25 protein-coding genes are annotated in these 24,203 nt (G+C 72.0%); 11 read left to right on the top strand and 14 right to left on the bottom strand.

The window, feature by feature from the left end; all coding sequences use genetic code 11:
• Positions 1 to 44: 44 nt before the first annotated feature.
• The 3 genes from O7626_RS21635 to O7626_RS21625 all read left to right on the top strand — a co-directional run bounded on the left by O7626_RS21635 (position 45) and on the right by O7626_RS21625 (position 2,690).
• Positions 45 to 956, top strand: a complete 912-nt coding sequence (locus O7626_RS21635; protein ID WP_278062954.1) for a MerR family transcriptional regulator — start codon at positions 45 to 47, stop codon at positions 954 to 956.
• Between the two features lie 502 nt (positions 957 to 1,458).
• The gene (locus O7626_RS21630; RefSeq protein WP_278062953.1) at positions 1,459 to 1,794 is read left to right on the top strand and encodes a helix-turn-helix transcriptional regulator; all 336 of its coding nucleotides are present in this window, start codon (positions 1,459 to 1,461) and stop codon (positions 1,792 to 1,794) included.
• Positions 1,782 to 2,690 (top strand): hypothetical protein, encoded by a 909-nt coding sequence (locus tag O7626_RS21625; RefSeq protein WP_278062952.1) that lies wholly within the window; start codon positions 1,782 to 1,784, stop codon positions 2,688 to 2,690. Before O7626_RS21630 ends, O7626_RS21625 begins: the two co-directional genes overlap by 13 nt.
• Positions 2,691 to 2,711: 21 nt before the next feature.
• Here O7626_RS21625 and O7626_RS21620 read toward each other — a convergent pair whose 3' ends face one another.
• The 3 genes from O7626_RS21620 to istA are packed head-to-tail and all read right to left on the bottom strand — an operon-like array spanning position 2,712 to position 5,124.
• Positions 2,712 to 2,972, bottom strand: coding sequence for a hypothetical protein (locus tag O7626_RS21620; protein ID WP_278061704.1), 261 nt, complete (start codon positions 2,970 to 2,972; stop codon positions 2,712 to 2,714).
• Positions 2,972 to 3,733 carry an IS21-like element helper ATPase IstB gene (gene istB / locus O7626_RS21615; protein WP_013289162.1) on the bottom strand — a complete coding sequence of 254 codons (762 nt, stop codon included), beginning with the start codon at positions 3,731 to 3,733 and terminating at the stop codon, positions 2,972 to 2,974. Before istB ends, O7626_RS21620 begins: the two co-directional genes overlap by 1 nt.
• Positions 3,730 to 5,124 (bottom strand): IS21 family transposase, encoded by a 1,395-nt coding sequence (gene istA / locus O7626_RS21610; protein ID WP_278066157.1) that lies wholly within the window; start codon positions 5,122 to 5,124, stop codon positions 3,730 to 3,732. The genes istB and istA overlap by 4 nt, the downstream gene beginning before the upstream one ends.
• A gap of 327 nt (positions 5,125 to 5,451) precedes the next feature.
• On the opposite strand from istA, the gene O7626_RS21605 reads away from it, so the two are divergent.
• Together O7626_RS21605 and O7626_RS21600 are read left to right on the top strand one after the other, a co-directional pair.
• Positions 5,452 to 6,432 (top strand): hypothetical protein, encoded by a 981-nt coding sequence (locus O7626_RS21605; RefSeq protein WP_278062951.1) that lies wholly within the window; start codon positions 5,452 to 5,454, stop codon positions 6,430 to 6,432.
• Between the two features lie 598 nt (positions 6,433 to 7,030).
• A complete protein-coding gene (locus O7626_RS21600) occupies positions 7,031 to 7,405 on the top strand; it encodes a hypothetical protein (protein WP_278062950.1) in 375 nt (124 codons plus the stop codon).
• Between the two features lie 785 nt (positions 7,406 to 8,190).
• Here O7626_RS21600 and O7626_RS21595 read toward each other — a convergent pair.
• Together O7626_RS21595 and O7626_RS21590 are read right to left on the bottom strand one after the other, a co-directional pair.
• Entirely contained in the window at positions 8,191 to 9,021 is an 831-nt protein-coding gene (locus O7626_RS21595) for an MBL fold metallo-hydrolase (protein WP_278066251.1), read from the bottom strand.
• An 8-nt stretch (positions 9,022 to 9,029) separates the two neighbouring features.
• Positions 9,030 to 9,509, bottom strand: a complete 480-nt coding sequence (locus O7626_RS21590) for a thioesterase (protein ID WP_278062949.1) — start codon at positions 9,507 to 9,509, stop codon at positions 9,030 to 9,032.
• A 246-nt stretch (positions 9,510 to 9,755) separates the two neighbouring features.
• Between O7626_RS21590 and O7626_RS21585 the strand changes: the two genes are divergently transcribed.
• Positions 9,756 to 10,562 (top strand): helix-turn-helix transcriptional regulator, encoded by an 807-nt coding sequence (locus O7626_RS21585; protein ID WP_278062948.1) that lies wholly within the window; start codon positions 9,756 to 9,758, stop codon positions 10,560 to 10,562.
• On the top strand, positions 10,553 to 10,753 hold the full coding sequence (locus tag O7626_RS21580; RefSeq protein ID WP_278062947.1) for a DUF397 domain-containing protein: 201 nt from the start codon (positions 10,553 to 10,555) through the stop codon (positions 10,751 to 10,753). Before O7626_RS21585 ends, O7626_RS21580 begins: the two co-directional genes overlap by 10 nt.
• A gap of 322 nt (positions 10,754 to 11,075) precedes the next feature.
• On the opposite strand, the gene O7626_RS21575 is transcribed toward O7626_RS21580, so the two are convergent.
• From O7626_RS21575 to O7626_RS21565, 3 genes are read right to left on the bottom strand one after another with little or no spacing between them, the layout of a single operon-like run.
• Positions 11,076 to 13,418 (bottom strand): FtsX-like permease family protein, encoded by a 2,343-nt coding sequence (locus tag O7626_RS21575; protein ID WP_278062946.1) that lies wholly within the window; start codon positions 13,416 to 13,418, stop codon positions 11,076 to 11,078.
• Between the two features lie 41 nt (positions 13,419 to 13,459).
• Positions 13,460 to 13,984, bottom strand: coding sequence for an ABC transporter ATP-binding protein (locus O7626_RS21570; protein ID WP_278066250.1), 525 nt, complete (start codon positions 13,982 to 13,984; stop codon positions 13,460 to 13,462).
• Positions 13,985 to 14,021: 37 nt separating this feature from the next.
• Entirely contained in the window at positions 14,022 to 14,609 is a 588-nt protein-coding gene (locus O7626_RS21565; protein WP_278062945.1) for a PadR family transcriptional regulator, read from the bottom strand.
• Between the two features lie 135 nt (positions 14,610 to 14,744).
• Here O7626_RS21565 and O7626_RS21560 point away from each other — a divergent pair, with 135 nt between their 5' ends.
• The gene (locus O7626_RS21560) at positions 14,745 to 15,806 is read left to right on the top strand and encodes a phosphatase PAP2 family protein (protein WP_278062944.1); all 1,062 of its coding nucleotides are present in this window, start codon (positions 14,745 to 14,747) and stop codon (positions 15,804 to 15,806) included.
• Here the strand turns inward: O7626_RS21560 and O7626_RS21555 are convergent.
• The 3 genes from O7626_RS21555 to O7626_RS21545 form a co-directional block, all read right to left on the bottom strand.
• Complete coding sequence (locus O7626_RS21555; RefSeq protein ID WP_278062943.1) at positions 15,790 to 17,175, bottom strand: PH domain-containing protein; 1,386 nt, start codon at positions 17,173 to 17,175, stop codon at positions 15,790 to 15,792. The genes O7626_RS21560 and O7626_RS21555 overlap by 17 nt on opposite strands.
• Positions 17,172 to 17,705, bottom strand: coding sequence for a PH domain-containing protein (locus O7626_RS21550; RefSeq protein ID WP_278066249.1), 534 nt, complete (start codon positions 17,703 to 17,705; stop codon positions 17,172 to 17,174). The genes O7626_RS21555 and O7626_RS21550 overlap by 4 nt, the downstream gene beginning before the upstream one ends.
• 68 nt (positions 17,706 to 17,773) lie before the next feature.
• A complete protein-coding gene (locus O7626_RS21545) occupies positions 17,774 to 18,031 on the bottom strand; it encodes a hypothetical protein (RefSeq protein WP_278062942.1) in 258 nt (85 codons plus the stop codon).
• Between the two features lie 287 nt (positions 18,032 to 18,318).
• Here O7626_RS21545 and O7626_RS21540 point away from each other — a divergent pair, with 287 nt between their 5' ends.
• Genes O7626_RS21540 through O7626_RS21530 form a run of 3 tightly spaced genes read left to right on the top strand, consistent with a single transcriptional unit; the run spans position 18,319 to position 21,358 of the window.
• Positions 18,319 to 19,458 carry a MoxR family ATPase gene (locus O7626_RS21540; protein ID WP_278062941.1) on the top strand — a complete coding sequence of 380 codons (1,140 nt, stop codon included), beginning with the start codon at positions 18,319 to 18,321 and terminating at the stop codon, positions 19,456 to 19,458.
• Entirely contained in the window at positions 19,455 to 20,411 is a 957-nt protein-coding gene (locus tag O7626_RS21535; RefSeq protein WP_278062940.1) for a DUF58 domain-containing protein, read from the top strand. Before O7626_RS21540 ends, O7626_RS21535 begins: the two co-directional genes overlap by 4 nt.
• A complete protein-coding gene (locus O7626_RS21530; RefSeq protein ID WP_278062939.1) occupies positions 20,408 to 21,358 on the top strand; it encodes a VWA domain-containing protein in 951 nt (316 codons plus the stop codon). Before O7626_RS21535 ends, O7626_RS21530 begins: the two co-directional genes overlap by 4 nt.
• Before the next feature lie 112 nt (positions 21,359 to 21,470).
• On the opposite strand, the gene O7626_RS21525 is transcribed toward O7626_RS21530, so the two are convergent.
• From O7626_RS21525 to O7626_RS21515, 3 genes are all read right to left on the bottom strand, one after another.
• Positions 21,471 to 21,665 carry a hypothetical protein gene (locus tag O7626_RS21525; RefSeq protein WP_278062938.1) on the bottom strand — a complete coding sequence of 65 codons (195 nt, stop codon included), beginning with the start codon at positions 21,663 to 21,665 and terminating at the stop codon, positions 21,471 to 21,473.
• Positions 21,666 to 21,980: 315 nt separating this feature from the next.
• Positions 21,981 to 23,213, bottom strand: coding sequence for an acyltransferase (locus O7626_RS21520; RefSeq protein WP_278062937.1), 1,233 nt, complete (start codon positions 23,211 to 23,213; stop codon positions 21,981 to 21,983).
• Positions 23,210 to 24,133, bottom strand: a complete 924-nt coding sequence (locus O7626_RS21515; RefSeq protein ID WP_278062936.1) for an alpha/beta hydrolase — start codon at positions 24,131 to 24,133, stop codon at positions 23,210 to 23,212. Before O7626_RS21515 ends, O7626_RS21520 begins: the two co-directional genes overlap by 4 nt.
• Between the last annotated feature and the right edge of the window lie 70 nt (positions 24,134 to 24,203).

Here is a 24,203-nt window from a genome sequence, read left to right as displayed (position 1 = left end):
CCAGTGGACCTACGTCCCGATTCCTTGCCGAAAGGTCCCTGCCCATGCATCCGTCTCTCAGGCCACCCCGCCAGGTCAAGATCGGTGACGCGGCGGCCTTCGCCGGCAGCACGCCACGGGCGATTCGCCATTACCACGAGATCGGCCTGCTCCCCGAGCCTGAGCGGGGCGCTGACGACCGCCGCCGCTACGGGTACGAGGACATGATCCGCCTGCTCTGGATCCGCAAGATGGCCGACGCCGGGATCGCCCTGGACGACATCCGTGACGCCTTCACCACCGGCGCGGCTTCCGCCGGTGCGCGCTCCGGCCAGGAGGACAGCGGCGACGGTATCGCGGGCATCCTGGAGCGGTTGGAGGAAAGCCTCGCCGAGCAGGAGGCGGAGTTGCGGCGGCAACGGACCGCCGTGCAGCGGATGCGCACCGAAGGCAGCCGGATGGGCCTGCTCTCCGACTTCGTCACCGAACGCCTCAAGAACCTGCCCGAAGGCTCGCTGCGTCAGGCGGACCTGGACACTCTGCTGGTCACCGAGCGGATCTTCGGCCCGCTCGGCGCGGCCGTCCAGGCCACCCGCTTCGTCGCGCTGGCCACGCATCCCGACCTGCGGAAGGAATCCGACCGCGTCGATGCCGCCGAGGAGGCACTCGACGACAGCGTCGCCGTCGACGATCCACGGGTGGCTCAGGTCGCAGCCGAGCGGCACGCCTTCGAAAGCGCCCTGCAAACCGTCATCGAGGAGTCCGGCCTGGACAAGGACGACGACGCCCTCTTCGACGCCTGGGACACTCTGCACCCTGCCACCGCCAACCACGGCGAGGACGGGGCCGACCTCGGCTCTGGCAGGCGGGAGATGAGCGTACTCGAAGCCGTCGGCAAGATGCCCTACGACTTCTCTCCAGCCCGCCTGCGCTGTATAGAACTGTCCGTAGAGCTGTTCAGCCAGGGTCCGGTATAGGCGCCCAACGCGCGGAACCGGCGACGTAGCCGATCGCGCAGCCGATCCGGCGGCGGTGGCCGCAACGGCACCCTGTCGCCGACAACCGGCGGAGATGACCGCATGTAGGTAGGCTACCGACCGCTGTCAATGCAGAGCTTTCCGGAGTCGGCTGGCCGGGACGAGATCGGGGTTAAGGCCCCGGAGGCCTCGCATGATTACCCGGACACTCGCAACGTTCGGGCGGGCGCGACAGATTGGCTGTCGCGTCCATCCGAAGGGTGCGGATGATCAAGGCTCTGACCAGCGGTCCGCAAGGTAGGTCCGGACGCTGGCGGGCCGAAGTGTCCGGACCTACTTCGCGGTTTCCCGACGCGAGTCACCGGCGTCGGTAGCCTCATGGGTCCCGGTGTATGGGATATGACCCGTCACCCATCCCGCTCAGGCATCCGACGACATAGTCGTAGCATTCACGGGTGGGGCTATGTAGCGGAAGCATGCTGCCCTATGTAGGATAAGCGCCGTGACTCCACCGATACGAATCACCACCACGCTGGTGAGGGTCCTCGAGGTTTTCCTCGACGATCCCACGGTCGAGCGTTACGGGCTCGACGTTATGCGCGTCACCGGCTACCCGAGTGGCACCATCTACCCCATCCTCACCCGGTTGCTGGGCGCCGGATGGCTGGATGCGCACTGGGAGGACATCGATCCGGTGTCGGCAGGCCGGCCGGCTCGGCGCTGGTTCCGGCTCACCCCGGACGGCGTGCAGAGCGCCCGTGCGCAGCTGGCGGCATATCGGCAGCGGCACGCGCCGCAGCGCGGCACGGTGAATTTGAGGCCGACATGGGAGTCCTGACCCGCATCATCCACGTCTGCCTGCGGCTGGCGGTCCGCCGCTGGCCGGCTGACCTGCGTGCCGACCTGTCCCGGGATTGGTTCGCTGAGCTGGCAATGCTCGAACAGGCACCTGGGACCGCGTGGCAACGGCTGAGGTTCGCGGTGAGCCTGGCCGCCGGTCCGCGGGCGCACGACGAGGACGGCGTGCCGCGTAGCCGTTGGGAGTGGTGGCGCGTTCCCGGTCCGGCGCTGCGCGTCTCGATGGGGCTGCTGCTGGCCGCTGGGTTCGGCGTCGGGGTCTGGACGGCGGTGCAGATGCTGCTCAACACCGTGCTGCTTGACATCGGCCGGTTCCCCGACGAACACGGGTACCTGGGGGTCCCTCTTCTGACCGCGGTCGTCACCTCGGGTTACGGTGCGGTCGCGGGCCGGTGGCTGGGCGGGCATGCCGCCACGCAGACCGGCTGGGCTCGGATCTGGGGACGGGCCGGCCTCGTGGTCGCCTCTCTCGGTGTCGCCCTTCTCGGATGGCAGCGCGCAGGCGGTGACACGCTCACCTTGATACCCATCGGCGGCGGCGCGATCACGGTACTGGTCTGGGCGCTGGCGACATTCGTGGTGGTCGTTGTCACGTCCCGTCGCGTTGCGGCCGGGCAGTCCCGCCGGAGCTGGGTGTGGGCGCTGGCCGGAGCGCCGGTGGCGGCCGGGCTCGCCTCGACGGTCGCGATGTTGCTGCTCGCCCTTGATGGCGCCGTCAGTGGACCGATGCCGTGGTGGATCACGTCGACCACATGTTGGCTGCTGCCATGGACGGTGTGTGCGGTGTCGTTCGGGTGGGCCGCCGTCCGGACGCGGCCCACCGGCGCGGCTACGAGCGGGCCGACTGTCGGGGTACTCGTTGGAGTGCAGAGGTGAGTACGGCTGATCTTGCAGAGGTCAGGTGTCGTGGTGGACGCCTTGTTCGTCACGGTGGGTTGCGTCTTGCAGGCGCAGGCGTGTGAGGCCGAGCATGTCGATCAGCCATCCGGGTCCGCCGGTGATGCCGCGGGCGCGTAGGAGGGTGTCGACCTCGTGGTGGGTCGCCGGCCCGGTGTTGGCGAGGAAGTCCTCGCAGATCTGGAGCAGGAGTTGTAGCAGGTCGCGGTGGTGGGTGTCGCCGGTGGCCGCGGGGTCGTTCGGGGTGGCCGGGGTGGGCATTAGGCGACGTTCTCGATGGCGGTGAGGCGGTTCTTGAGTCGGTAGCTGGGGCCGTTGATCGGGACGACGTCGCAGTGGTGCAGGAGTCGGTCGAGGATGGCGGTGGCCAGGACCTCGTCGCCGAAGACCTGGCCCCATTCGCCGAAGCCCTTGTTCGAGGTGAGCAGGGTGGAGCCTTTCTCGTAGCGTTTGGAGATCACCTGGAAGACGAGGTTGGCCTCGGGCCGTTCGAGGGGTTGGTAGCCCACTTCGTCGATGACCAGGACGGTGGGGCGTAGGTAGGTTTGCAGCTTGCGGGCGAGTCGGCCGATCGCGTCGGCGGCGGTGAGGTGGCGGACCATGTCGTCGAGGGTGGTGAAGTAGACGGTGAATCCGGCTCGGCAGGCGGCGACCGCGAGGGACACGGCGATGTGGGTCTTGCCGACGCCGGGTGGGCCGAGGAGAGCGACGTTGGCTTTGGCCTGCACGAACGCGAGGGTCGCGAGGTCACGAACTTTGCGGGGGTCCAGGTCGGGTTGGAAGCTGAAGTCGTAGTCGTCGAGGGTTTTGTGGTGCGGCAGTTTCGACAGGCGCAGCCCGGCGCGGAAGCGGCGTTCGTCGCGGACGGCGAGTTCCTCTTCCAGTACGAGGTCGAGGAACTCCAGGTAGCCCATGGCCTCGGTGTCGGCTCGGCCGGTGAGTTCCCGCAGCGTCTTGGCCAGGTGAGGCAGGCCGAGCTTGGTGGCGCTGGCGTGGATGCGGTTGGTGACCAGCTCACTCACTTCGAGGCGTCCTTCAGGTGTGGGCGGTGGGTAAACGGGCTGGCGGCAGCGATCTGCTCATAGACCGACAGCGGCCGGGCCTCGACGGCGATCTGGGCGGCGGCGGCCCGGTTGAGTAGGGCTTGCAGCGGTCCCTGGCCGCCGTTGTGGCGGGCCGGTCGGCGTGTGGTCGACTGCCCGCCGTCGGGGTCGCCGGTGGTGACGGCACGGGTGTGCCCGTCGGGAAGACCGTCCCAGTGGGTTTCGTCGACGACGCGGGCGCCGCGGCCGACGGCCCGCTGGTGCGTGGCCAGCAGCGTGGCGCCGTCCAGGCCGTCGACGGTGGCGTGGATGGCGATGGTGGCGGCGGTCGCCCGGATCTCCACGAGCTGGCGGTGGCGGACCCGCCGGGCCGGCACGGAGTAGAGGTTGCCGGCGTAGGCGACCAGGCAGTCCTTGCCAACGTGCCGCAGATGCCGGTCGGCGACCACATACGCCCTGGCCGGGATCGGTCGCAGCGCGGCGTGGTCCCGGACCGCCCGCACGCCGATGATCTCACCGTGGGTGCGGTGCCGCACGGCCCGCCGCTGCGGAACCCAGGCCACGAACGTGGCGTCGAGCTCGGCCAGCGACGAGAACGCCCGCCCGGCCAGGACATGATCACGGACGATGGTGACCTGCCGTTCGACCCGCCCTTTGCCAGTCGGCCGGTAGGCGGCCAGCACATCGATGTCGAAGTCGTAGTGCCCGGCGAAGGCGACCGCTTCCGGGTGCAGCGGCACCGCCAGGCCCGGAGCGACGTGCCGGCGGACCACGGTCTTGGTCCGGTCGTAGACGATCGCACCGGGAACCCCGCCGAAGTGCGCGAACGCCCGCCGGTGACACTCCCAGAACGCGGCCAGGTCCTGGCTGGTGGTGAAGCAGCAGAACGGATCCCGCGAGTACGACAGCACCATGTGGAACGAGTACACCTTCGGGATCCCGACGTGAGCCAGGATGTCGCCTTCGTCGCCCCAGTCCACCTGGGCCTGCGCACCCGGAACGACCTCGAACCGCCGATGCAGCCCGGCCAGCTGATCCGGGCTGATCCCCAACTCCGCCGCGATCCGCGGACGGGCCTGCTGCAGATACAACTTCACCCGCTGGTAGTTACCGGTGAACCCGTACTGCTCGACCAGACGTTCATGGATCACCGTGCCCTTGAGCAGCAACTCCGCCCGCAACCACGCATCGACCACATGCGCGAACACATCGATCAGCTGCCCACGAGCCGGCCTCGCCGCAACCGGCGGCACCACCTCGCCGCCACCAGCAGCCAGGTACTTCTTCACCGTCCGCCAGTTCAGGCCCGTCTCACGAGCGATCTCCGAAACATTCGCACCAGCCTCGTGCAACGCCCGGAACCGACGCACATCCAGCCACCGCTGTTCATCCAACGCCCCCACCGCCAGCCGCCCCACGCCGGTCCGATCACGACCCGAGCAGCCTCACCCTCAGTCACCCGCTGACGACGGACAAACGGTGCGCACCTCTGCAAGATCAGCTGTACGTAGCTCTGCACTCCAGGCCGTACCCCGACAGGGCCGACCGTGGTGCCGGTCGCTGGTGCGGTGGAGTCTTTGGCCGGTGAGCCGGCCGGTGCCGGTCCGGCGGCGTCCACTGGGACGCCGACGCCCGAGCGGACGTCGGGGCGGGTCGAAGCCTCGGCATCGGCCGGCGGCACGGCGTCGACCTGGCGTTTGACCACGGCGCAGCTGGTGGTGACGGTGGCAGCGGCGGGCGCGGCGGTGCTGTGGTCGATCGGCCTGGTCCTGCTGCAACCGTTGAGCGAGCCGGCGGTCGGATCGCTGGGCGAGAACAACACGTACTGGGCAAGGGAGCTACGCTGGGACGCCATCGTGGCGATCGTGCTCGCGGTCGTCGTCTGCGCCCACGCGCAGCGGCGAGTCACCGGGCCGGCCCTGCTCGGCGGGCTCGCCTGGCTCGCGGTCGACATCGGGCTCGACCGGGCCGAGTTGTCCCACGGCACCATCCCGCTGGCGATTGCCGCGGCAGCGGTGGCGGTCGCCGGCTGCTACCAGGGTATCGCCTGCCGAGGTACGCCCAGCCGTGCCGGGCTGCTCGTCGTGGCGGCTGTCGCCGCCGTGCTGTCCGGCGTCGGCATGCTGACCGAGTCGCCAACCGACACCGAGCCGGCACTCAACCCCGGCAGCGCCGCGGCAAGCGGCACGCTGGCGCTCATCGCGATCGGCGCCGCCCTCAGCGCCGCGCCCCGACTCTCCCAGGCTCGATACGTGATCGGTGCCGTCGCCGTCGCGATCGCCGCCACCGCTCCCTGGCTGCTGCGCAACGGGTATCCCCAACCCACCTCGGCGCGGCTGCTGGTCGCGTTCGCCTTCACCGGGCTGTTGACGCTCAGCGTCGTGGCGGTGGCCTGGCGGCGCCCGGATACGCCGCGGCAATGGCTGCGGTACCCGGCCGTGACCGCCACTGCCCTGCTCGTGTTTCCGCTAGTGCTCATGCCCGCCGTGATCGCACTCATGATCGTCGGCGTCTGTGGCTTCTTCACCGCACTGGCCGGCAACCCACCAATCAACTCGGCCGACTCGGATGTGGTCATCGCGATTCCGGGGATCCTGACCGGTCTCGTCCTCGGATCGCTGCTGGTCCTTGGCGAGCCAGGGCGTGGCGGCGACGGCCGACCACACCGCCGACAATAGACGAACGGGCGGCGCCCAGCCTACGAATCGTGACCGACGGACACCGTGTGCCACCTAACTCGAACTCGTGCCGCCGCCCGCGCCACGTGCGAGAGCCGAGTTCGCGGCCGGTCCGCCCGTGGGCGTGGGAAAGTCCGGGCATGACGGCTCTTCGAACTTGAGCGGGGTTCGTGTCGGTCGAGGCCCGGATGTGGAGGGCTCGCAGCTCATCGTTGATCATCTGAGTATCTAGTTCGGATGGTCAAGTGGACGGCGGCACCGTGGAGAGCCGTATGCGGGGCCAACTCGCACGTACGGTTCGGCGAGCGGCCTGGGGAAACGGACCGGGAGCAATCCCGGCACCGCGCCTCAGGCCGACTCGACCCTTTTGTTTGGTGTTCGGCGCGGACCTGCTCGCAGCTGTCTTGATCCTCCAGCACCGCCATCAGGTCGGGCCTCCTCGTAATCGCCGTGGTCGCGAAGCACCATCTGCCTCGGGACTCTGGCCATTTCATTGTCGTGCACCCGACTCAGGCTGCGTCGAGGGTTGCGTGATGCACAAGGATGGCGCCTCTATGGTCTAGCGCTGATGGCCATTCCTAGTTGCCAGGAGGCTGCATTGGAAAGGAAGAAGCCCGAAGAAAACGCGCCTATACCGCCGAATGGACCTGTAGTGCCACCCCCGATCGTCCAGGTTCCGCGGCAACCCCGCTCACTATCGTTCGCGGTATCCTCGACAACAAAGGCTCTAATTGCGTCTCCGATCGTCGTCTTACTTGCAACAGCGACCCGACTGATCGTTATCGCCAACTACGACGCGGCGACGGCTATTGCCATCGCCTCGACAACTGGTGCCGTTGGATCGGTAATGGGTACTGTGATACCCCTCCTTCCCACCCTCTTCCCGCTGCTATTCCTGTTGCTCATTTTATACCGCAAGTTCATGGCGGCGATCCTTGCTGGCGCAGCAACCGCTCTGGGTTCGGGACTATGAATCCAGCCTGGGGTCTGTCCCTGCGGCCTGGCGAGCAATTTTGGCAGCCGTCGAGTCGCCCGCAGGGGTGGTAGTGGTCGTGTCTGACTGGCGCCTTCAAACCGTGTTCTACGTCGCAATTGCGGTACTGCTTGCTCATAGGGGCGCCCGAAGGTGGCGTGGATCGCAGGAGACTAAGCCGACCTTTTGGGCGAGGTGCGGTTATCGCATACTGCCATTATTCATGGCGGGATTGGCCTGGGATTGGCCCTCTTCTCCGTTTCTTTCGTGGATCGGATGTACGAATCTCCAAGTGAACCGGAAGGAATACCTGAGCTGCTTAGGCAGCCTTGGCTTCCGCCTGAGGAGATCGCCGTCAACAAGGGTAATTTGCGAGTAGGATACACCTTGTCACACAAAGATGGATGGCATGTGTTCTTGGAAGAACAAACCCGCACGATCCTCTATGTAAAGGTTGGCGAAGTTAAGAGCAGAAAGGTTTGCAGGTTGGGCGTCAAACTCCAGGCGAAAAATCCACCCGTGATCCGGTTGGGGCCACCGATAGCTGAAGGAGTGAGGGAATGCCCGAAGGGGGATCCGGTCACACGGATTCGTAACCTTGACGCTCGGTAGAGGGCAGTCCAAGGTTGCCACGACCCTGACCGGGTCGCCGTCCAGCCGGCAGCTACGCGAGCATGCCGAGAACCGCCAGATCGTCAGCCTGCTCGACGCCACCGGCTGGCCTGACAGGATCCCAAGCTCATCGAGCCACGCCTGACAAGGCAGATCGAGACAAGAGCGCGAGGCTAGGCGTCGCCGCGCAGCTCGGCGTAGCCGCGCCGGACGGCGGCGAGGCCGGCCTCCGGGCCGAACGGCGTGCGCTGGGCGACCCGCTCGGCCGGGGCCCGGTCGGCGTCCCCGTTGCGGATCAGCCAGCTCATCGTGGCCAGGTCGTCGTGCTGGACCCGGACGAACTCGGTGTCGACCACCGTGCCGTGCCCGGGGACGACCACCGTGCCCGGGGTGAGGCAGCCGAGCAGCGCGGTCACCGTCTCCACCCACTCCAGCGGGAACGCGTCCTCGAAGGCCGGCGGGCCGCTCTGCTCGATCAGGTCACCGGCGACCAGCACATCCGCGTCCGGCACCTGCACCACCAGGTCACCCTCGGTGTGCCCCCGGCCCAGGTGACGCAGCAGCACCGTCCGGCCGCCGACGTCCAGGGTGGCCTCGCGGCGTACCGGGTGGTTGGGGGCGAAGATCGTGGTCCGGGCCAGCTCGGCGGCGAGCCCGGGATCGGCGGGCAGCACCTCGTCGTACGCCTGCCGGCGCACCAGGGCGGGTTCGTCGCGCAGCAGCCGGACGGTCTCGTCGTGGGCGTAGATCGACACCGGTCCGGCGGCGGCCAGGGTGGCGTTGCCGAAGCAGTGGTCGAAGTGGTGGTGCGTGTTCACCACGGCCAGCGGGGCGGCGGTGAGCGTCCGGACGGCGGCGAGCAGTTCGGTGGCCTGGCCGGCGGTGGAGAGGGTGTCCACCACCAGTGCGCCGCCCTCGCCGACCACCAGGGTCACGTTGACGTCGAGCAGCGGCTGGCGCAGCACGTACACCCGGTCGGCGACCTCGGTGAAGGCGAGGCCCACGGTCGCGGTCACGCCGTTTCCTGCGCCCGCGCCACGAACCGCTGCCGGTCCACCAGCACCCGCTCCACCCGGCCCTCGGCCACCGTCGTCGCGCCCTCGGTGACGGCCACCTCGAAGAGCAGCCGCCGCCCGTCCACCTTGGCCAGCCGGGCCTGCGCCACGGCGGTCCGGCCGACCGGGGTCGGCACCCGGTGGTCGAGTTCCACCCGCATCCCGACCGTGGTCATCCCGGCCGGCAGCCGGCTCGCGGTGGCGGCGACGGTGGCCGCCTCGGCCAGCGCCAGCACCCGGGGCGTACCCAGCACCGGGACGTCGCCGGAGCCGACCGCCTGCGCGGTGTCGAGGTCGGTGACGGTCAGCTCGACCCGGGCGGTCAGGCCCGGCGGAAGAACGCTCTGCGGCTGCGGGGAGACCGCGCTGACCTGCGGTTGCGTCGACGCGTCCGACGCTGACTCCGGCGCCCGCTCGGCCGGGTGTTCCTGATCCATGGGGCAAAGGGTAGATGTTCCGCGCACCGCCGTTGCCGACACGGGGCGACACGCCGGACAGCTGTCGGATAGTCCGCAGCCGGCCCGGCTTCCCGGACGGTCGGGACCGTACGTGACCAGGTGGTTTTCGTACCGTGACGAGCCCGCTACCCTCGGGCCCTGGTCGGCATCGATCGAAGGGCGCGGGTGCCACCGCGTGGCACGGAGGCGAGGACACGTCACGGGCTGACAGACGGGAGAGACGACGTGGGACGGTCGGCGGCACTTGCCATCTACGCCGAGGAACTGCGCCGGGCGCGGGCCGGCGCGGAGTTGTCGCAGCAGGCTCTGAGCGAGCGGATCAGGTATTCCGCGGCGCTCGTCGCCAAGATCGAGCTGTGCGAGCGGCGGCCGAGCCGGGACTTCACGCTCCGCTGCGAGCAGGTGTTGCAGACCGGCGGGCTGCTGGAGCGGATCCTCCGGGCGGCCGGTCAGGAGGCGGCGCTGCTGCCCTGGTTCCAGCAGTGGGCCGCCATGGAGCAGGAGGCGGTGATCCTGCGCTGCTACGAGCCGGTGGTGGTGCCGGGCCTGTTGCAGACCGAGGAGTACGCCCGCGCCGTGCTGGCCGGCGGCGCGCTGCTCACCCCGGAGGAGGTGGCCGAGCAGGTGCTGGCCCGGCTGGACCGGCAGCAGGTGCTCTCCCGGGAGCCGGCGCCGCACCTCTTCGCGGTGCTGGACGAGGGGGTGCTGCACCGGGCGGTCGGCGGGCCGGCGGTGATGCGCGAGCAGTTGCTGGCGATCGTCCGGGTCTGCGCCGAGCATCCCCGGGTCCGCGTGCAGGTCGTGCCGGCCTCGGCCGGCGCGTACGCTGGGCTGAACGGGCCATTCACCATCGCCACTCCGTCGGAGGGCGACGACGTCGCCTTCCTGGACAACTCCCGTCGGGGCATCATCCTCGACCAGCCGGAGGACGTCGGCGCGCTGCACCGGGCGTGGGAGGCGATCCGCAGCGTGGCCCTGCCGCACGAGCAGTCGATCGAGTTGATTTCAGAGGTGGCGGAGCGATGGAGCTGACCGGGGCGCGGTGGCGCAGGAGCAGCCGGAGCAACGGTACGGGTGGCAACTGCGTGGAGGTCGCCGGCAACCTGCCCGGGGTGGTGGGGGTGCGGGACAGCAAGGACCCGGCCGGGCCGGTGCTGCGCTTCGACCCGTACGCCTGGCGGGTCTTCGTCGGCGCGGTCCCGCCGCCCCGCCGACCGGAGTGACCCGGCCGGTGTCCGGGGTCGAACCGTCCCGGACACCGACTGCCGCTGCCGCTGATCGCCTCGCCCGCCCGGTCGGTCGTCCGCAGACCTGGACACCAGAGGCGCTACGACCGACCGGTTACGCCTCTGGCGTCCAGGTGAGCGCGGCCGGGCCGGCCGCCGTTGTGGTGGGCGCACGAGCGGGGCAGCTCGACAGTCTCCGCGCCGGACGTTCGTCGGCCGGCGTCGGCCGCGTTGGCTGGCGTTGCCGCGGTCGGCTGGCGTTGGCCGGCCGGCCGGCCCCGCCTGGCGGCGGCAGTGCCCGAGCGCCTTGCCTGCCCGGTCAGGGGCGGCGGAGCTGCTCGGCGGTGATCCGCTGGGTCAGCCAGGCCGGTACGGCGATCAGCACCAGCCCGACCGCCAGCGCACCGCTGGCCAGCCAGAGCGTCGGGGCGACCCAGTCGAGGACCCGGCCCTGGTCGACGTCGGAGAGTCCGGCCAGCACGAGCGCGATGGTGACCGTCGCCAGGCTGGCCAGGCCAAGCCCGATCGCCAGCGGCAGGGTGTTGAACCCGACCTCGCCGGCGGTGATGGTGCCCGGTCCGGTGCCGACCACGGCCAGCGTGGCGTTGTCCCGGCGCCGCTCCACGGTCCGGTCCACGGCGGCGACGGCGAACGCCCCGACGCCGAGCACGAAGCTCAGCACCAGCCCGGTGACCAGCAGCGTCACCAGCAGTTCGGCGTCGAAGCCGTGCCGGCCGCCGAGGTCGCCCTGTAGGTAGCGGGTCGGCACCTGGGTGGCGAGCACCTGGGCGGCCCGGTCGGCGGCGGCCGGATCGTCCGCCACCAGGTGCACCGAGTCCGACGGCGGCACATCCAGCGCGGCGGCAACCGGTGCCTGCCGGGTCAACAGGATCACCCCGCTCATCCCCACGTCGAACCGCATCGTCAGGTGCAGCATCGGTTCGGGTGCCGGGATTCGGGTGCCGTTGCCGAGGACCAGCTCGGCGCCCGGGTCCGGCAGCGGGGTGCCGCCGAAGGCGGTGTCGTGCACCAGCCGGTACGTCCGGCCGTCCACGCAGGACTCCCCGGCGGCGAGCTCGAACATCCCGGTCAGGTCCGCGCAGTCGCCGACGATCGCCCAGCCCCGTTCGCCGGCGACGGTCACCGGGATGCTGGTCAGGTCGACGACCTGCACGCCGGGCACCTGCCGCAGCTCGGCCGCCGGCAGTGGACCCGGCCCGAGGATCTGGTGCATCCGGCGCCCGCCCGGGTCGTTCGTCGGGCTCAGGTTCTGGTCGTAGGCGACCAGGGCGATGCCGAGCGAGCCCATCCCGGCCACGTAGATCATCACGGCGAAGGCGGCGACCAGCCGGGGAGCCACCCCGGGGGAGTGCCGCAGCCGGGCGGTGGCGAGTTCCAGCCAGACCGGTGTGCCCGGCAGCCGGGCCAGCAGGGTGGCGGCGGCGTAACCGAGGGTGGGCAGGGCGAGTGGCAGGGCCAGGCCGGTGAACAGCATCGAGGCGGCGAAGAGCAGCGCGTCGGCCTGGTCGGGTTCGGCCCGGCCGGACCAGCCGGCCAGCAGCGCCCCGCCGAGCCCGCTCAGCAGCGGGAGCAGCCGCCACAGCCCGGGGCGGCGGTGCGGCGCGTCCCGGCGTACCGCCAGCGGGTTCACCCGGGCCGGTCGGGTGGCGAGCACGCCGATGACCACCGCGTACGCCACGGTCACCGCGACCATCCCGACGACCAGCGGGACCGGCACGGCGAGGTCGGCGGCGTACCAGTGCAGCCGGCCGATCCGCCAGCCCTCCGACAGTGGGGCGAGGACCGCGAAGCCGGCCAGCCCGAGCAGCGCCCCGCCGAGGGTGACCACCCCGGTCTCCACGGCGTTGACCAGGGTCGCCTGCCGGGCCGAGACGCCGAGCAGGCGCAGCGCGGCGATCCGGCGGTCCCGGGTGGAGGCGGAGAGCCGGGCGCAGGTGGCCAGGAAGACGCCGAACGGCACCAGCACGAAGAGCCCGAAGGCGCCGGCCAGGATCCGGGCCGGGGTGAAGACGTCCGGCCCGGAGGTGAGGTCGCCGAGGGCGTAGCCGAGCGGATGCCCGAAGCCGGTGACCGGCCAGTGCTCGTCGAGCATCCGGTCGGTCTCCGCCGGTGCCGCCGGTGGTGCGCCGACGTAGGCCAGCAGTTCGTCCGGGGCGAGCAGCCCGGCAGGGCCGATCGTGCCGATCACCCGCTGCGGCAGCCGCCCGGCGGCCCGCGGGTCGGTGCCGAGCAGGTCACGCAAGGCCGGCGAGACCACCATCTCCCCAGGCGCGGGCAGTGCGGCCACCCCGGGCGGGCGTGGACTGGTCGCGGTGGCACCGACCACGGCGGTACGCCGGAGCACCCGGCCACCGACCGCGTCGGAGATGTCGTAGATCCGCAGCGTCGACGGGGTGGCCGGCTTTTCCTCGCGTACCGGGGTCCGGGCCTCGGCCCGCTCGTGCTGGGCACCGGCCACCGAGACCGTGGCCAGCGACCCGAGCACCAGCAGTACGCCGAGCGCCGCCCCGGACGACATCAGCGCGGTACGCAGCAGCCCGCCCCGCCCGGAGCCGACCGACAGCCGCAGCCCGAGCCAGCTCCACCGCCAGAGCCCGGCCAACGCCCCACCCGTCCGGTCCCGCCGGTCCGGCCCGGTCACGCGGCCACCCGCCCGTCGCGAAGAAATACGGTCCGGCCCGGTCACGCGGCCACCCGCCCGTCGCGGAGGAATACAGTCCGGTCCGCGTACGCCGCCACCCGGGCCTCGTGGGTGACCATCACCACGGCGCTGCCCTCCTGGCGGGCCAGCCCGGTGAGCGCGTCCAGCACCACCTCGCCGGCCGCACTGTCCAGCGCGCCGGTCGGCTCGTCGGCGAAGATCACCGAGGGTCGGTGGGCCAGCGCACGGGCGACGGCGGCCCGCTGCGCCTCGCCGCCGGAGACCTGTCCCGGGCGGCGGTCGGCCAGCTCGGCGACGGCCAGCTGCCCGAGCAGTTCGGCGGCCCGGCGCCGGGCCTCGGCCCGGGGCGTGCCGAGCAGCCGGAGCGGCAGTGCGACGTTCTGCCCCAGGGAGAGTTCCGGCACCAGGTCGCCGAACTGGAGCACGAAGCCGAACGAGCGGAGCCGGAGCCGGCTGCGCCGGCTGTCGGAAAGGTTGTCGATGCGCTGCGCGTCGAGGCGTACCTCGCCGTGCTCGGGGCGGAGGATGCCGGCGAGTACGTGCAGCAGGGTCGACTGGTCATGCTGCTGCTGTCGGTGAGGGTCATCGGTCGGTCTCCTTCTCCGCGTGGTCGACCTCCACCTCGTCGACGTCCGTGTCGTCGACGTGGGCTACCAGCGCGGCCAGCCGGGCGAGCCGGGCGACGGCACCGTCGATCCACTTGAGATCGGCGTCGAGGTGGTACATCTCGAAGTCGGCGTCGAGCTGGGTCAGCAGGTCGCCGGCCTGCCGCTGGGCGCGCAACTCGCGCATCCGGGCCAGGTGCGCCTGGCGCTGCCGGTCGAGCATCGGCTCGGCCGGCCGGCCGCTGGAGAGCGCGATGAGCACCTTGGCGAAGAGCACCCGCCGGCTGGCGGTCACCTCCGGCACCTCCGGCTCGTCGAGCCAGCGGTCGAGTTCGCCGACGCCCGCCTCGGTGATGGCGTACACCCGGCGGTCCGGGCCGACCCCGCTGGCCACTCCGGCGAGGTCGATCAGCCCGTCCCGGTCCAGCCGGCCGAGGGTGGCGTAGACCTGGGCGGACTTCAGTGGACGGCTGGTGCCGAACCACTCGTCGTAGCGGCGGCGCAGCACGTAGCCGTGCTGGGACCGCGGTTCGAGCAGGCCGAGCAGGATTCGGGATACCGACATGGCCGGGAAGACTAGCAACCGAGTTACTAGGCTAGCAAGCGAGTTGCTAGTGCGGTACCTGCCGCGCCGTACGGCGGCCCTGCGGTGGTGTCCCTCCGGGCGTTCGTCGTACCCGCGCCGTTAACCTGGACGGCGATGCTCGTTACCGCTCCCGCCACCCCGCCCACGCCCCCGCCGGCCGCGCCCGAGGGCCGGCACCGCCGGATCGTCGCCATGTCGATCTGGACGGTGGCCTTCGTCGCCGGCTGGCTGCTGATCGGCCTGCCCACCGACCCGCTGTACGCCTTCGCCTGGCTCTGGGCCGCCACCATCGCCTGGCGCAGTGACCGGCCCTGGCGCACCCACCTGGGCTTCGCCCGGGACTGGCTTCCGGTGGTCGTGCTCCTCGCCCTCTACAACCTCTCCCGGGGGTTCGCGGACAACGGGGCGACACCGCACGCCTACGAGCTGATCGCCGCCGACCGCTGGATGTTCGGCTGGGCGATGGACGGCCAGGTGCCGACGGTCTGGCTGCAACAGCACCTCTACGACCCGGACGGCATCCACTGGTGGGACGTCGGGGTGAGCTGGGTCTACTTCTCGCACTTCGTGGTCACCCTGGCCGCCGCGGTGGTGCTCTGGCTGCGCTCCCGACCCCGCTGGGCGGCGTTCATGCGGCGCTGGGGCTTCCTCTGCGCCAGCGGTCTGGTCACCTACTTCGTCTACCCGGCCGCGCCGCCCTGGTGGGCCGCCCACTACGGGATGCTGGAGGAGGTCGCCCGGATCTCCACCCGGGGCTGGCGGGAGTTCGGCATGCACGGCGCCGGCAACCTGCTCAACGCCGGCCAGATCGCCTCCAACCCGGTCGCCGCGATGCCGTCGCTGCACACCGCCTGGGCACTCTTCGTGGTGGTCTTCTTCCTCGGCGCGACCCGGCGACGCTGGTGGCCGCTGCTGCTCTGCTATCCGCTGGCGATGACCTTCACCCTGGTCTACGCGGGCGAGCACTACGTGATCGACGTACTTGTCGGCTGGGCGTACGTCGGGTTGACGTTCCTGGCCGTCGGGCTCGCCGAGCGCTGGTGGGCGGCGCGCAAGGCCCGCCGTCAGCCCGTCGGGAGCGTGTCGGAAGCCATGACGGGTGCCGACCCCGAGCCGCCGGTGGGACCGGAGGCGCCGGAGCCGGCGCCGCAGCGGTCGGTCAGCGCGGGGCGCTGAGCCGGGCGGACCGGGCCCGGGCGGTCAACTCCGCCGCCAAGGCCCACGCCTCGTGCAGGTCCCGGTCCCGGGCGGCTGCGGCCGGCCCGCCGGCCGTGTCCGCGTAGACGGTGGCCAGCCGCAGCCGTCGCTGGAGCGGACCCTGCACCACCCGGACGCTCTGGATCCGGGCGTACGGCACGACAAGCAGTTCCCGAGTCAGCAGGCCGGAGCGGACCGCGAAGACCCGGGCGGAGAGCCCGGCGCCGAGCGCGGTACGGGCCAGCGGGTGCACCCAGCGGGCTCGGGCCGGCGGCGGGGTGAGGGTGCCGGTGATGGACACCCCGGGCAGCACCTCCGACATGATCATCTGAGCGGTGGCCAGGTCGCCGGCCGGCAGCAACCGGTCCGGGGTACTGCGGTTGTCGATCTCACCGGCGGCGATGCCGGCCACTGACAGTCGCATCCGCAGCCAGCCCTTCATCCGCCAGAGCAGCGGCCAGGTGACCCCGATCGCCTGGAGCCGGTCCAGCGGTACGGTCTGGGCCCGGGTCTCCAGCAGCCCGTGCCGGACCCGCAGCGCGGCGTCGTCGCGGGCCAGCCGGAAACTCCAGTCGTCGAGCACCCGCCGGATCGGCTGGAGCACCACCCCGGCCATCGCGGTGAGGGTGCTGGCGACCGCGATGAACGACCAGGAGTCCTCGGTGAAGAACTGGACCAGCACGAAGGCGAGGCCGAACGGCAGGAAGAACGCCTGTGGGGTGAGCAGCTGGCTGACCAGCAGGTCGCGGTTGGACACCGCGTGCAGCGGCCGGCCGGTCGGCGGCTCGACGGCGCCGGCCAGCCCGCCGACGCCTGGTGCCCCGGTCGGGACGGGCCGCCCCGGCTCCGGCGCTCCGGGCCGGCCGGGAGCTGCCGTGCCCGCCCCGGTGCCGGGCGCCCGGCCGGCCAGCGCCAGCAGTCGTTCCCGCAGCGTCACCGCGTCGGCCACCGTGACGTACGCCAGCGGCGCCTCCGTCTTCCCGCCGCCGACCACCTCCAGGCGCAGCTCGGCGAGCCCGCTGAGTTGGGCCAGCAGCGGCCGGACCACCTCCACGGACTGCAACCGCTCCAACGGGATCGCCCGGGTACGCCGCCACAGCAGCCCCTCGTGGATCCGCAGCTCCCGCCCCACCACGTGGTAGCCGGTGTTGTACCAACTGACCACCGACAGCGCCAGCGCACCGAGCAGCAGCACCACCACCAGCAGGGTGAAGACGCCTAGGCCGACCCGGGACAGCGTCGACCAGGAGAGCGCGGCGACGATCACCGCCAGCGACTTCGCCCCGTGCAGCAGCGGGCTCAGCGGATGCAGTCGCTTGCGGGGTTCGGCGACCTCCTCGACCGTCACAGGCCCTCCGCCCGGTCCTCGCCGAGCGCGGTGAGCCGGTCACGCAGCCGGGACGCCTCGGCCGGGCGCAGGCCGGGCACCCGCGCGTCGCTGGCGGCGGCGGCGGTGTGCAGTTGCACGGTGGCCAGGTCGAAGGCGCGCTCCAGCGGCCCGGCGGTGACGTCGACGAACTGCATCCGGGCGTACGGCACGATCGACAGCCGCCGGACCAGCAGGCCGTGCCGGACCAGCAGGTCGTTGTCGCGTTCGGCGTACCCCCAGGCCCGGACGGCCCGGACGATGACCGCCAGCCGCCATAGGGTGAGCGCGACCACCAGGCCGAGGGCGAGGCCGAAGAGCCAGTGGCCGGTGAGGGCCAGCCCGATCACGGCGCCGGCGGCGAGGACCAGCATCCCGATCCCGAGCCGCAGCGCCTCCACCTTGACCAGGTCGGCCGAGACCGGCTGCCAGCGCACGGTCTCCGGCCACGGCTCCAGCGGATCTGTCGGTCCGGCCGGAGGATGCCCGGCCGCGGACCCTCCGGTCGTCACCTCGCCGGTCGACACCGGCTCGCCCCGGTCGGCCGGCCCGTGCGTGTCCCGCTCGTCGCCTCGCTCGCTCACGTGTCGAGCGTAGGCGATCCCTCGGCGGGTGTTACCTCCCGAAGGAACCCGCGCGCGCCGAGGAAGTCGCCGAGCGTGTGCCGGTGCTCGGCGCAGGCCAGCCAGGTCTTGCGCCGTTCCGGAGTGTGCAGCCGGGGATTGTTCCAGTGCAACGCCCAGACGGCCGCCGCCCGGCAGCCCCGCGCCGAACAGATCCGGGCCTGGTCGTCGACCGGGGGTGGGGCGCTGCTTTCGGCTGTGGACACGTCAGTCACGGCGGCGAGTCTACGGCGCCGGTGGACGGAGCAGGAGAAAAGAGATCGCCGGGCAGCCACGGGGGGAGCCGCCCGGCGATCCGCTGCATCGTACCCGGAGAAAACCCCCCTATGTCTACCCACCCTCGACCGTTTGCCGGATTGCGCACCTCCCGCAGCCGCAGACGCGCCGGATGAAACCGCAAATCCGGTTCTCCTTCGCCGCCTCTCAGCCGGACGTGCGACGCTTGGGGTCGTCGGCCCGCGCCGACCCCCCGACTGATCCGTGAACCTGCTGTGGAGGACCGGTGGCCCAGCCGACGACGCCCGACACCCCGACCCCGCCCGACGTCGGCGGTGCCGTCCCGACCCTGGGCAGCACCCCGGCCGAGGACGCGACCCTGCTCGAACGCGCCCTCTTCGAGGTCAAGCGGGTCATCGTCGGGCAGGACCGGATGGTGGAGCGGATGTTCGTCGCCCTGCTGGCCCGCGGGCACTGCCTGCTCGAAGGGGTGCCCGGGGTGGCGAAGACGCTCGCGGTGGAGACTTTGGCCCGGGTCGTCGGCGGTACCTTCGCCCGGGTGCAGTTCACTCCGGACCTGGTCCCCGCCGACATCGTCGGCACCCGGATCTACCGGCAGTCGAGCGAGAAGTTCGACGTCGAACTCGGCCCCGTTTTCGTGAACTTCCTGCTCGCCGACGAGATCAACCGGGCACCGGCCAAGGTGCAGTCGGCGCTGCTGGAGGTGATGTCCGAGCAGCAAGTGTCGATCGGCGGGCAGACCCACCGGGTGCCGAACCCGTTCCTGGTGATGGCGACGCAGAACCCGATCGAGCAGGAGGGCGTCTATCCGCTGCCCGAGGCGCAACGGGACCGCTTCCTGATGAAGATCATCGTCGGCTACCCCACCGACGCGGAGGAACGCGAGATCGTCTACCGGATGGGGGTCAGTGCCCCCGAGCCGTCCTCGATCTTCACCCCGCTCGAACTCGTGGGGCTGCAACAGAAGGCCGACCAGGTGTTCGTGCACAACGCCCTGGTCGACTACGCCGTACGCCTGGTGCTGGCCACCCGTGCCCCGGCCGAACACGGGATGCCGGACGTCGCCCAGCTCATCCAGTACGGTGCCAGCCCGCGCGCCTCGCTCGGCATCGTCCGGGCCACCCGGGCGCTCGCCCTGATGCGCGGCCGGGACTACGCGCTGCCGCAGGACGTCCAGGACATCGCCCCGGACATCCTCCGGCACCGGCTGGTGCTCAGCTACGACGCGCTGGCCGACAACATCCCCGCCGACCACGTCGTCGACCGGGTGATGTCCACCATCCCGCTGCCCTCCGTCGCGCCCCGGCAGAACGCCAGTTCGGCCCCGCCGCCCGGTCCCGGGCTCGGCCCGGCGTCCGGGATTCCGGCGTCCGGCCCGGCGTGGCCCGGGCACCCGCAGGCATGATGCCGGCCACCGAGAACAGCCCGGCCCGGGCCGAGGCGGTGCTCTCCCGGTTGCAGCTGCTGGTCACCCGCAAACTCGACGGACTGCTCCAGGGCGACTACCTCGGGCTGCTGCCGGGGCCGGGCACCGAGGCGGGGGAGTCCCGGGAATACCGCCCCGGCGACGACGTACGCCGGATGGACTGGCCGGTGACGGCCCGGACGACCGTGCCGCACGTCCGGCGTACGGTGGCCGACCGGGAGTTGGAGACCTGGCTGGCGGTGGACCTCTCGGCCAGCCTCGACTTCGGCACCGGCCGCTGGCTCAAGCGGGAACTCGTGATCGCGGCGGCGGCGGCGGTCACCCACCTGACCGTGCGCGGCGGCAACCGGATCGGCGCGGTGATCGGCACCGGCCCACCCCGGGACGGCCGGACGACCTCGCCCGGCGCCCCGCCCGGGGTGCTGCGGCTGCCGGCCCGGCCGGGGCGGAAGGAGGCGCAGGGATTGCTCCGGACCATCGCCGGCACGCCGACCCGACCCGGGCGTACCGACCTCGGCCTGCTTGTTGACGCGCTCAACCGCCCGCCCCGGCGGCGCGGCATGGCGGTGGTGATCTCCGACTTCCTCGCCCCGCCGGCACAGTGGGGCCGGCCGGTACGCAAGCTCCGGGTCCGGCACGAGGTGCTCGCCGTCGAGGTCGTCGACCCGCGCGAGCTGGAACTGCCGGACGTCGGCGTGCTGCCCGTCGTCGACCCCGAAACCGGTGAACTGCACGAGGTGCAGACCGCCGACCCGAAACTGCGGCGACGTTACGCCGCCGCGGCGGCCGCCCAGCGCGGTGCCATCGCCCACGAGCTGCGGGCCGCCGGAGCGGCGCACCTGCGGCTGCGGACCGACTCCGACTGGCTGCTGGACATGGTGCGCTTCGTCGCAGCGCAGCGGCACGCCCGTACCCGGGGGACGACACGATGATCCGTTTTCTGCAACCGTGGTGGCTGCTGGCGGTACTTCCGGTACTGCTGCTCGCCGGGGCGTACATCTGGCGGCAGATGCACCGCCGCACGTACGCGATGCGGTTCACGAACGTCGAACTGCTGCGCACCCTGGTGCCGAAGGGGATCGGCTGGCGCCGACACGCCGCGGCCGGGGTCTTCCTGCTCAGCCTGCTGATCCTGGCCACCGGGATGGCCCGGCCGGCGATCGACACCAAGGAGCCGCTGGAGCGCGCCACCATCATGCTGGCGATCGACGTGTCGCTGTCGATGGAGGCCGACGACGTGGCGCCGAACCGGCTGGAGGCGGCCCAGGAGGCGGCCAAGCAGTTCGTCGACGAGCTGCCGCCGACCTACAACCTCGGGCTGGTCGCCTTCGCCAAGTCAGCGAACGTGCTGGTGCCGCCCGGCAAGGATCGGCCGGCGGTCGTGCAGGCCATCGACGGCCTGGTGCTGGCCGAGGCGACCGCGACCGGCGAGGCCGTCTTCACCTGCCTGGAGGCGATCCGTTCGGTGCCGGCGGACGGTGCCCAGGGCATCCCGCCGGCCCGGATCGTGCTGCTCTCCGACGGCTACCGCACCTCGGGGCGGTCGATCGAGGAGGCCGGCGCGGCGGCGCAGGCGGCGAACGTGCCGGTCTCGACGATCGCGTTCGGCACCGACTCCGGCGCGGTCGACATCGGCGGCCAGCTACAGCGGGTACCGGTGGACCGGCTGGCCCTGGCCGAACTCGCCGAGACGACCCAGGGGTACTTCTACGAGGCGGCCTCGGTCAGCGAGTTGAAGCAGGTCTACCAGGACATGGGCAGCTCGATCGGGTTCCGGACCGAGGCCCGGGAGATCACCCAGTGGTACGCCGGGATCGCGCTGCTCTTCGCGCTCTGCGCGGCGGGCCTGAGTCTGCTCTGGACGTCCCGCCTGGTGTGAGCGCCCATGGTGGGCGGCTGTGCGGACGTACCCGGTCGGTGCCGGTTACGGCCCGGCCGGGCACGTGCGGATGGGCGGAACGGCGGGTGCGCCGGTCTGGCGGAGATCTCCGTCACGGGGTCGCGCGGACCAGCATGAAGACCACCACGACCCAGGCGGCGGCGAGGGTGAAGCCCAGCGGGGCGACGTAACGCTGCATGATTGTGCCTCCGGGTGGCGACTGGAGACGTGCCGGGCCGGCGTGCGGCGGGGACGTCTCGGGGATCAGTGGACGCGCACACGAAGTCGTGACCGGAAAGCTCCACACGCCTCGGCTCGGTGACAGCCAGCGGATTCGCACAGCCGGCTCGGCGCACCGGCGACTGCCGGGGCGGGACCGGGATGCGGTGTGGAGCGGAACTGGGTCAGTCGGCGGGAAACGTCACGGCTCAGGCGGACTGACCAAGGACCCGGCCACGACTGGGAGGATCGCTATCTCGCACAGCGATCACCTCCGTCTTGTCGGCCGGACCTGGAACACGAGTAATCGTACACCCGGGGGACCCGGCGGCCGCAGTCGGCCATCCGGGTCCCCCGGTGTCGGCTCCCCGACCGGGGATGGTCCGCCAAGACGCTCCGTCGGTCACCGTCCGTGCTGCCGCCTCGCCGGTCGGTCGCGGCCGGTCCGTCCCACCAGCACCGCCAGCACCAGGACCAGCAGCGGCAGCCAGGCCAGCCGGGCGGCGACCCAGCCGGCTCCGTCCGGTGCGGTGTGCAGTCCGGGTACGGCGTCCGCGCCGGCCAGCCGGGCCAGGAGCGCGACCAGGGCGGTCACCCCGAGCAGGGTGCTCTGGTGCCACAGGTAGACGCCCATCGCCACCCTGTTGAGCCGGTCCACCGGCGCCCACCGGCCCGGCCGGGCCAGCAGGCGGCCGAGTGCCGGCCGGACCAGCAGCGCCACCCCGATCTGGGCCAGCGCCAGGCAGACCGCGAAGAGCGACGGCGGGTCGAGATTGGACATCCCGTCCCCGGGGACCCCGACCGCGCTCACCGGATAGCCGGCCCAGCCAAGCACCGCCATCCCGGCGGCACCGCCGAGCAGCAGCCCGACCGCGACCCGCCGGCCGCCGAGCCGGCCGTCGGCGAGGGCCATCCCGAGCAGGTACGGCAGCAGCCAGCCGGCCAGCACCGCCACCGGCACCCGCCACACCCCGTCCCCGGGCAGCGGCACCGGCCAGCCCCCGTCGACCCGCCCGACCAGATCGCTCAGCGTGACCAACACCACTGCGGGTACGGCCAGCCGGACCGGCCCGTACCGGTCCAGGGCCCGGGACAGCGGTCCGGTCGCCGCGATCAACGCCACCAGCGGCAGCAGGAACCACAGTGGACTGACCACCAGCGTGGCGGCGGTGCGCAGGGTCCCTGCCGGAGTGCCGAGCAGGGCGGCCACGGCCAGCACCGCCAGCCAGCCGCCGAGCAGCAGCGACACCGGTCGTCCCAATTTGCCCAGCCGCCGGCCCAGCCATCCGGCCGGGTCGAGTCCCCGGGCGGCGGCCGAGCGCAGCGACCCGGCCGAGGCGTACCCGCTGACGAAGAAGAAGAGCCCGAGCGTCTGGAACAGCCAGGTCGCCGGTGCCAACGCCGGCATCGCGGCCAGCGGGCTGGCGGTGCGCAGCGCCCCGTCGGCACCGAGCACCAGGGCGGTGACCAGCCAGTGCCCGAGCACCACCCCGCCGATCGCGTACGCCCGCAGCCCGTCGACGCCCCGGTCCCGCCCCGCGCCGTCCGGGCGGGCAGGCAGCCGGGACGGCGTCGGCGTGCTCCGCCCCGGCGGCACCGCCGCGCCGTCGGTCTGTCGTCGGTCCAGCAGGCTCATCGGCCGCTCACCGCCGTCTCGTCGACCCGCCCGGTCGCGCCGAGCGTGACCAGGGCGGTCGCGCGCAGTGTCGTGCTGCCCGGCACCAGGTATCCGTCGTGCCCGGTCACCCCCGCCACCGGCAGCGGCCGGGCGCCGAACCCGGGGCTGGCCGGCCGGACGCCGTGCCCGAAGCCGAACACCCGCACCGGCGGCAGCCGGCGGATCCAGTCGTCCGGCGCCTCGGCGGCCCAGACCCGGGCACCGGTGCCCAACTCGGCCGCCCGGTCCACGCCCGTCCCGATCCCGGCCAGCGTCACCAGGTCGGTGACCTGCGGCGGCAGCTCGGCCGCGGCCAGCCCGAGCACCAGCGCGCCGTAGCTGTGCCCGACCAGCGTCACCGTCGCGTCGGGCCGGTGCCGGGCCAGCGTCCGGGTCAGCTCGACCAGAGCGGCCGCGCCGGCGCGGGCGTGCTCCGTGCGGGCCGCCGCCCGGCCCAGCCCGTCCGGCGTGTCGTAGCCGAGCCAGGCCAGCACCGCCACCCGGGCGTCGGGCCGGAGGGCGCGGATCTCGTCGTGCAGGACGCGGGCCTGGACGGCCGGGGCGCGTCGGCGTACCCCGCCCAGACCGCGGTCGAAGTCCCGCAGCGTGCTGTCCACCCCGGGCACGACCACCGCGATCCGGTCGGCGCTGCCGAGGTCGCCGAGCACCTCCACGGCCAGGCCGTCGCCGTGCGGGTCGAAGGCGAGGAAGGACCGGCCGGCGGCGACCCAGTCGGCGTACGGGCCGCCGGCCGAGCGCATCGCCGCCGCCACCGTCGGGTACGCCGCCACGAACCCGGCCGGGGACACCGCCTCGGCGGCCCGGGCCGGTGGCGGCACCATCAGCCCCAGCGCGAGCAGTCCGGCCACTCCTGTCCGTACCGTCGGTCGCCACCGCATGCCGTTCTCCCTCCGGTCGCTTCTCCGAGCCGAGAATGCGTTCCGGAAGGGGGCCGGCGCGTCACGCCGT

The organism is Micromonospora sp. WMMD1102, from assembly GCF_029626265.1.
Classification (GTDB): domain Bacteria; phylum Actinomycetota; class Actinomycetes; order Mycobacteriales; family Micromonosporaceae; genus Plantactinospora.
The sequence above is the reverse complement of the archived record's forward strand: the minus strand, read 5'-3'. Positions and strand labels throughout refer to the sequence as shown.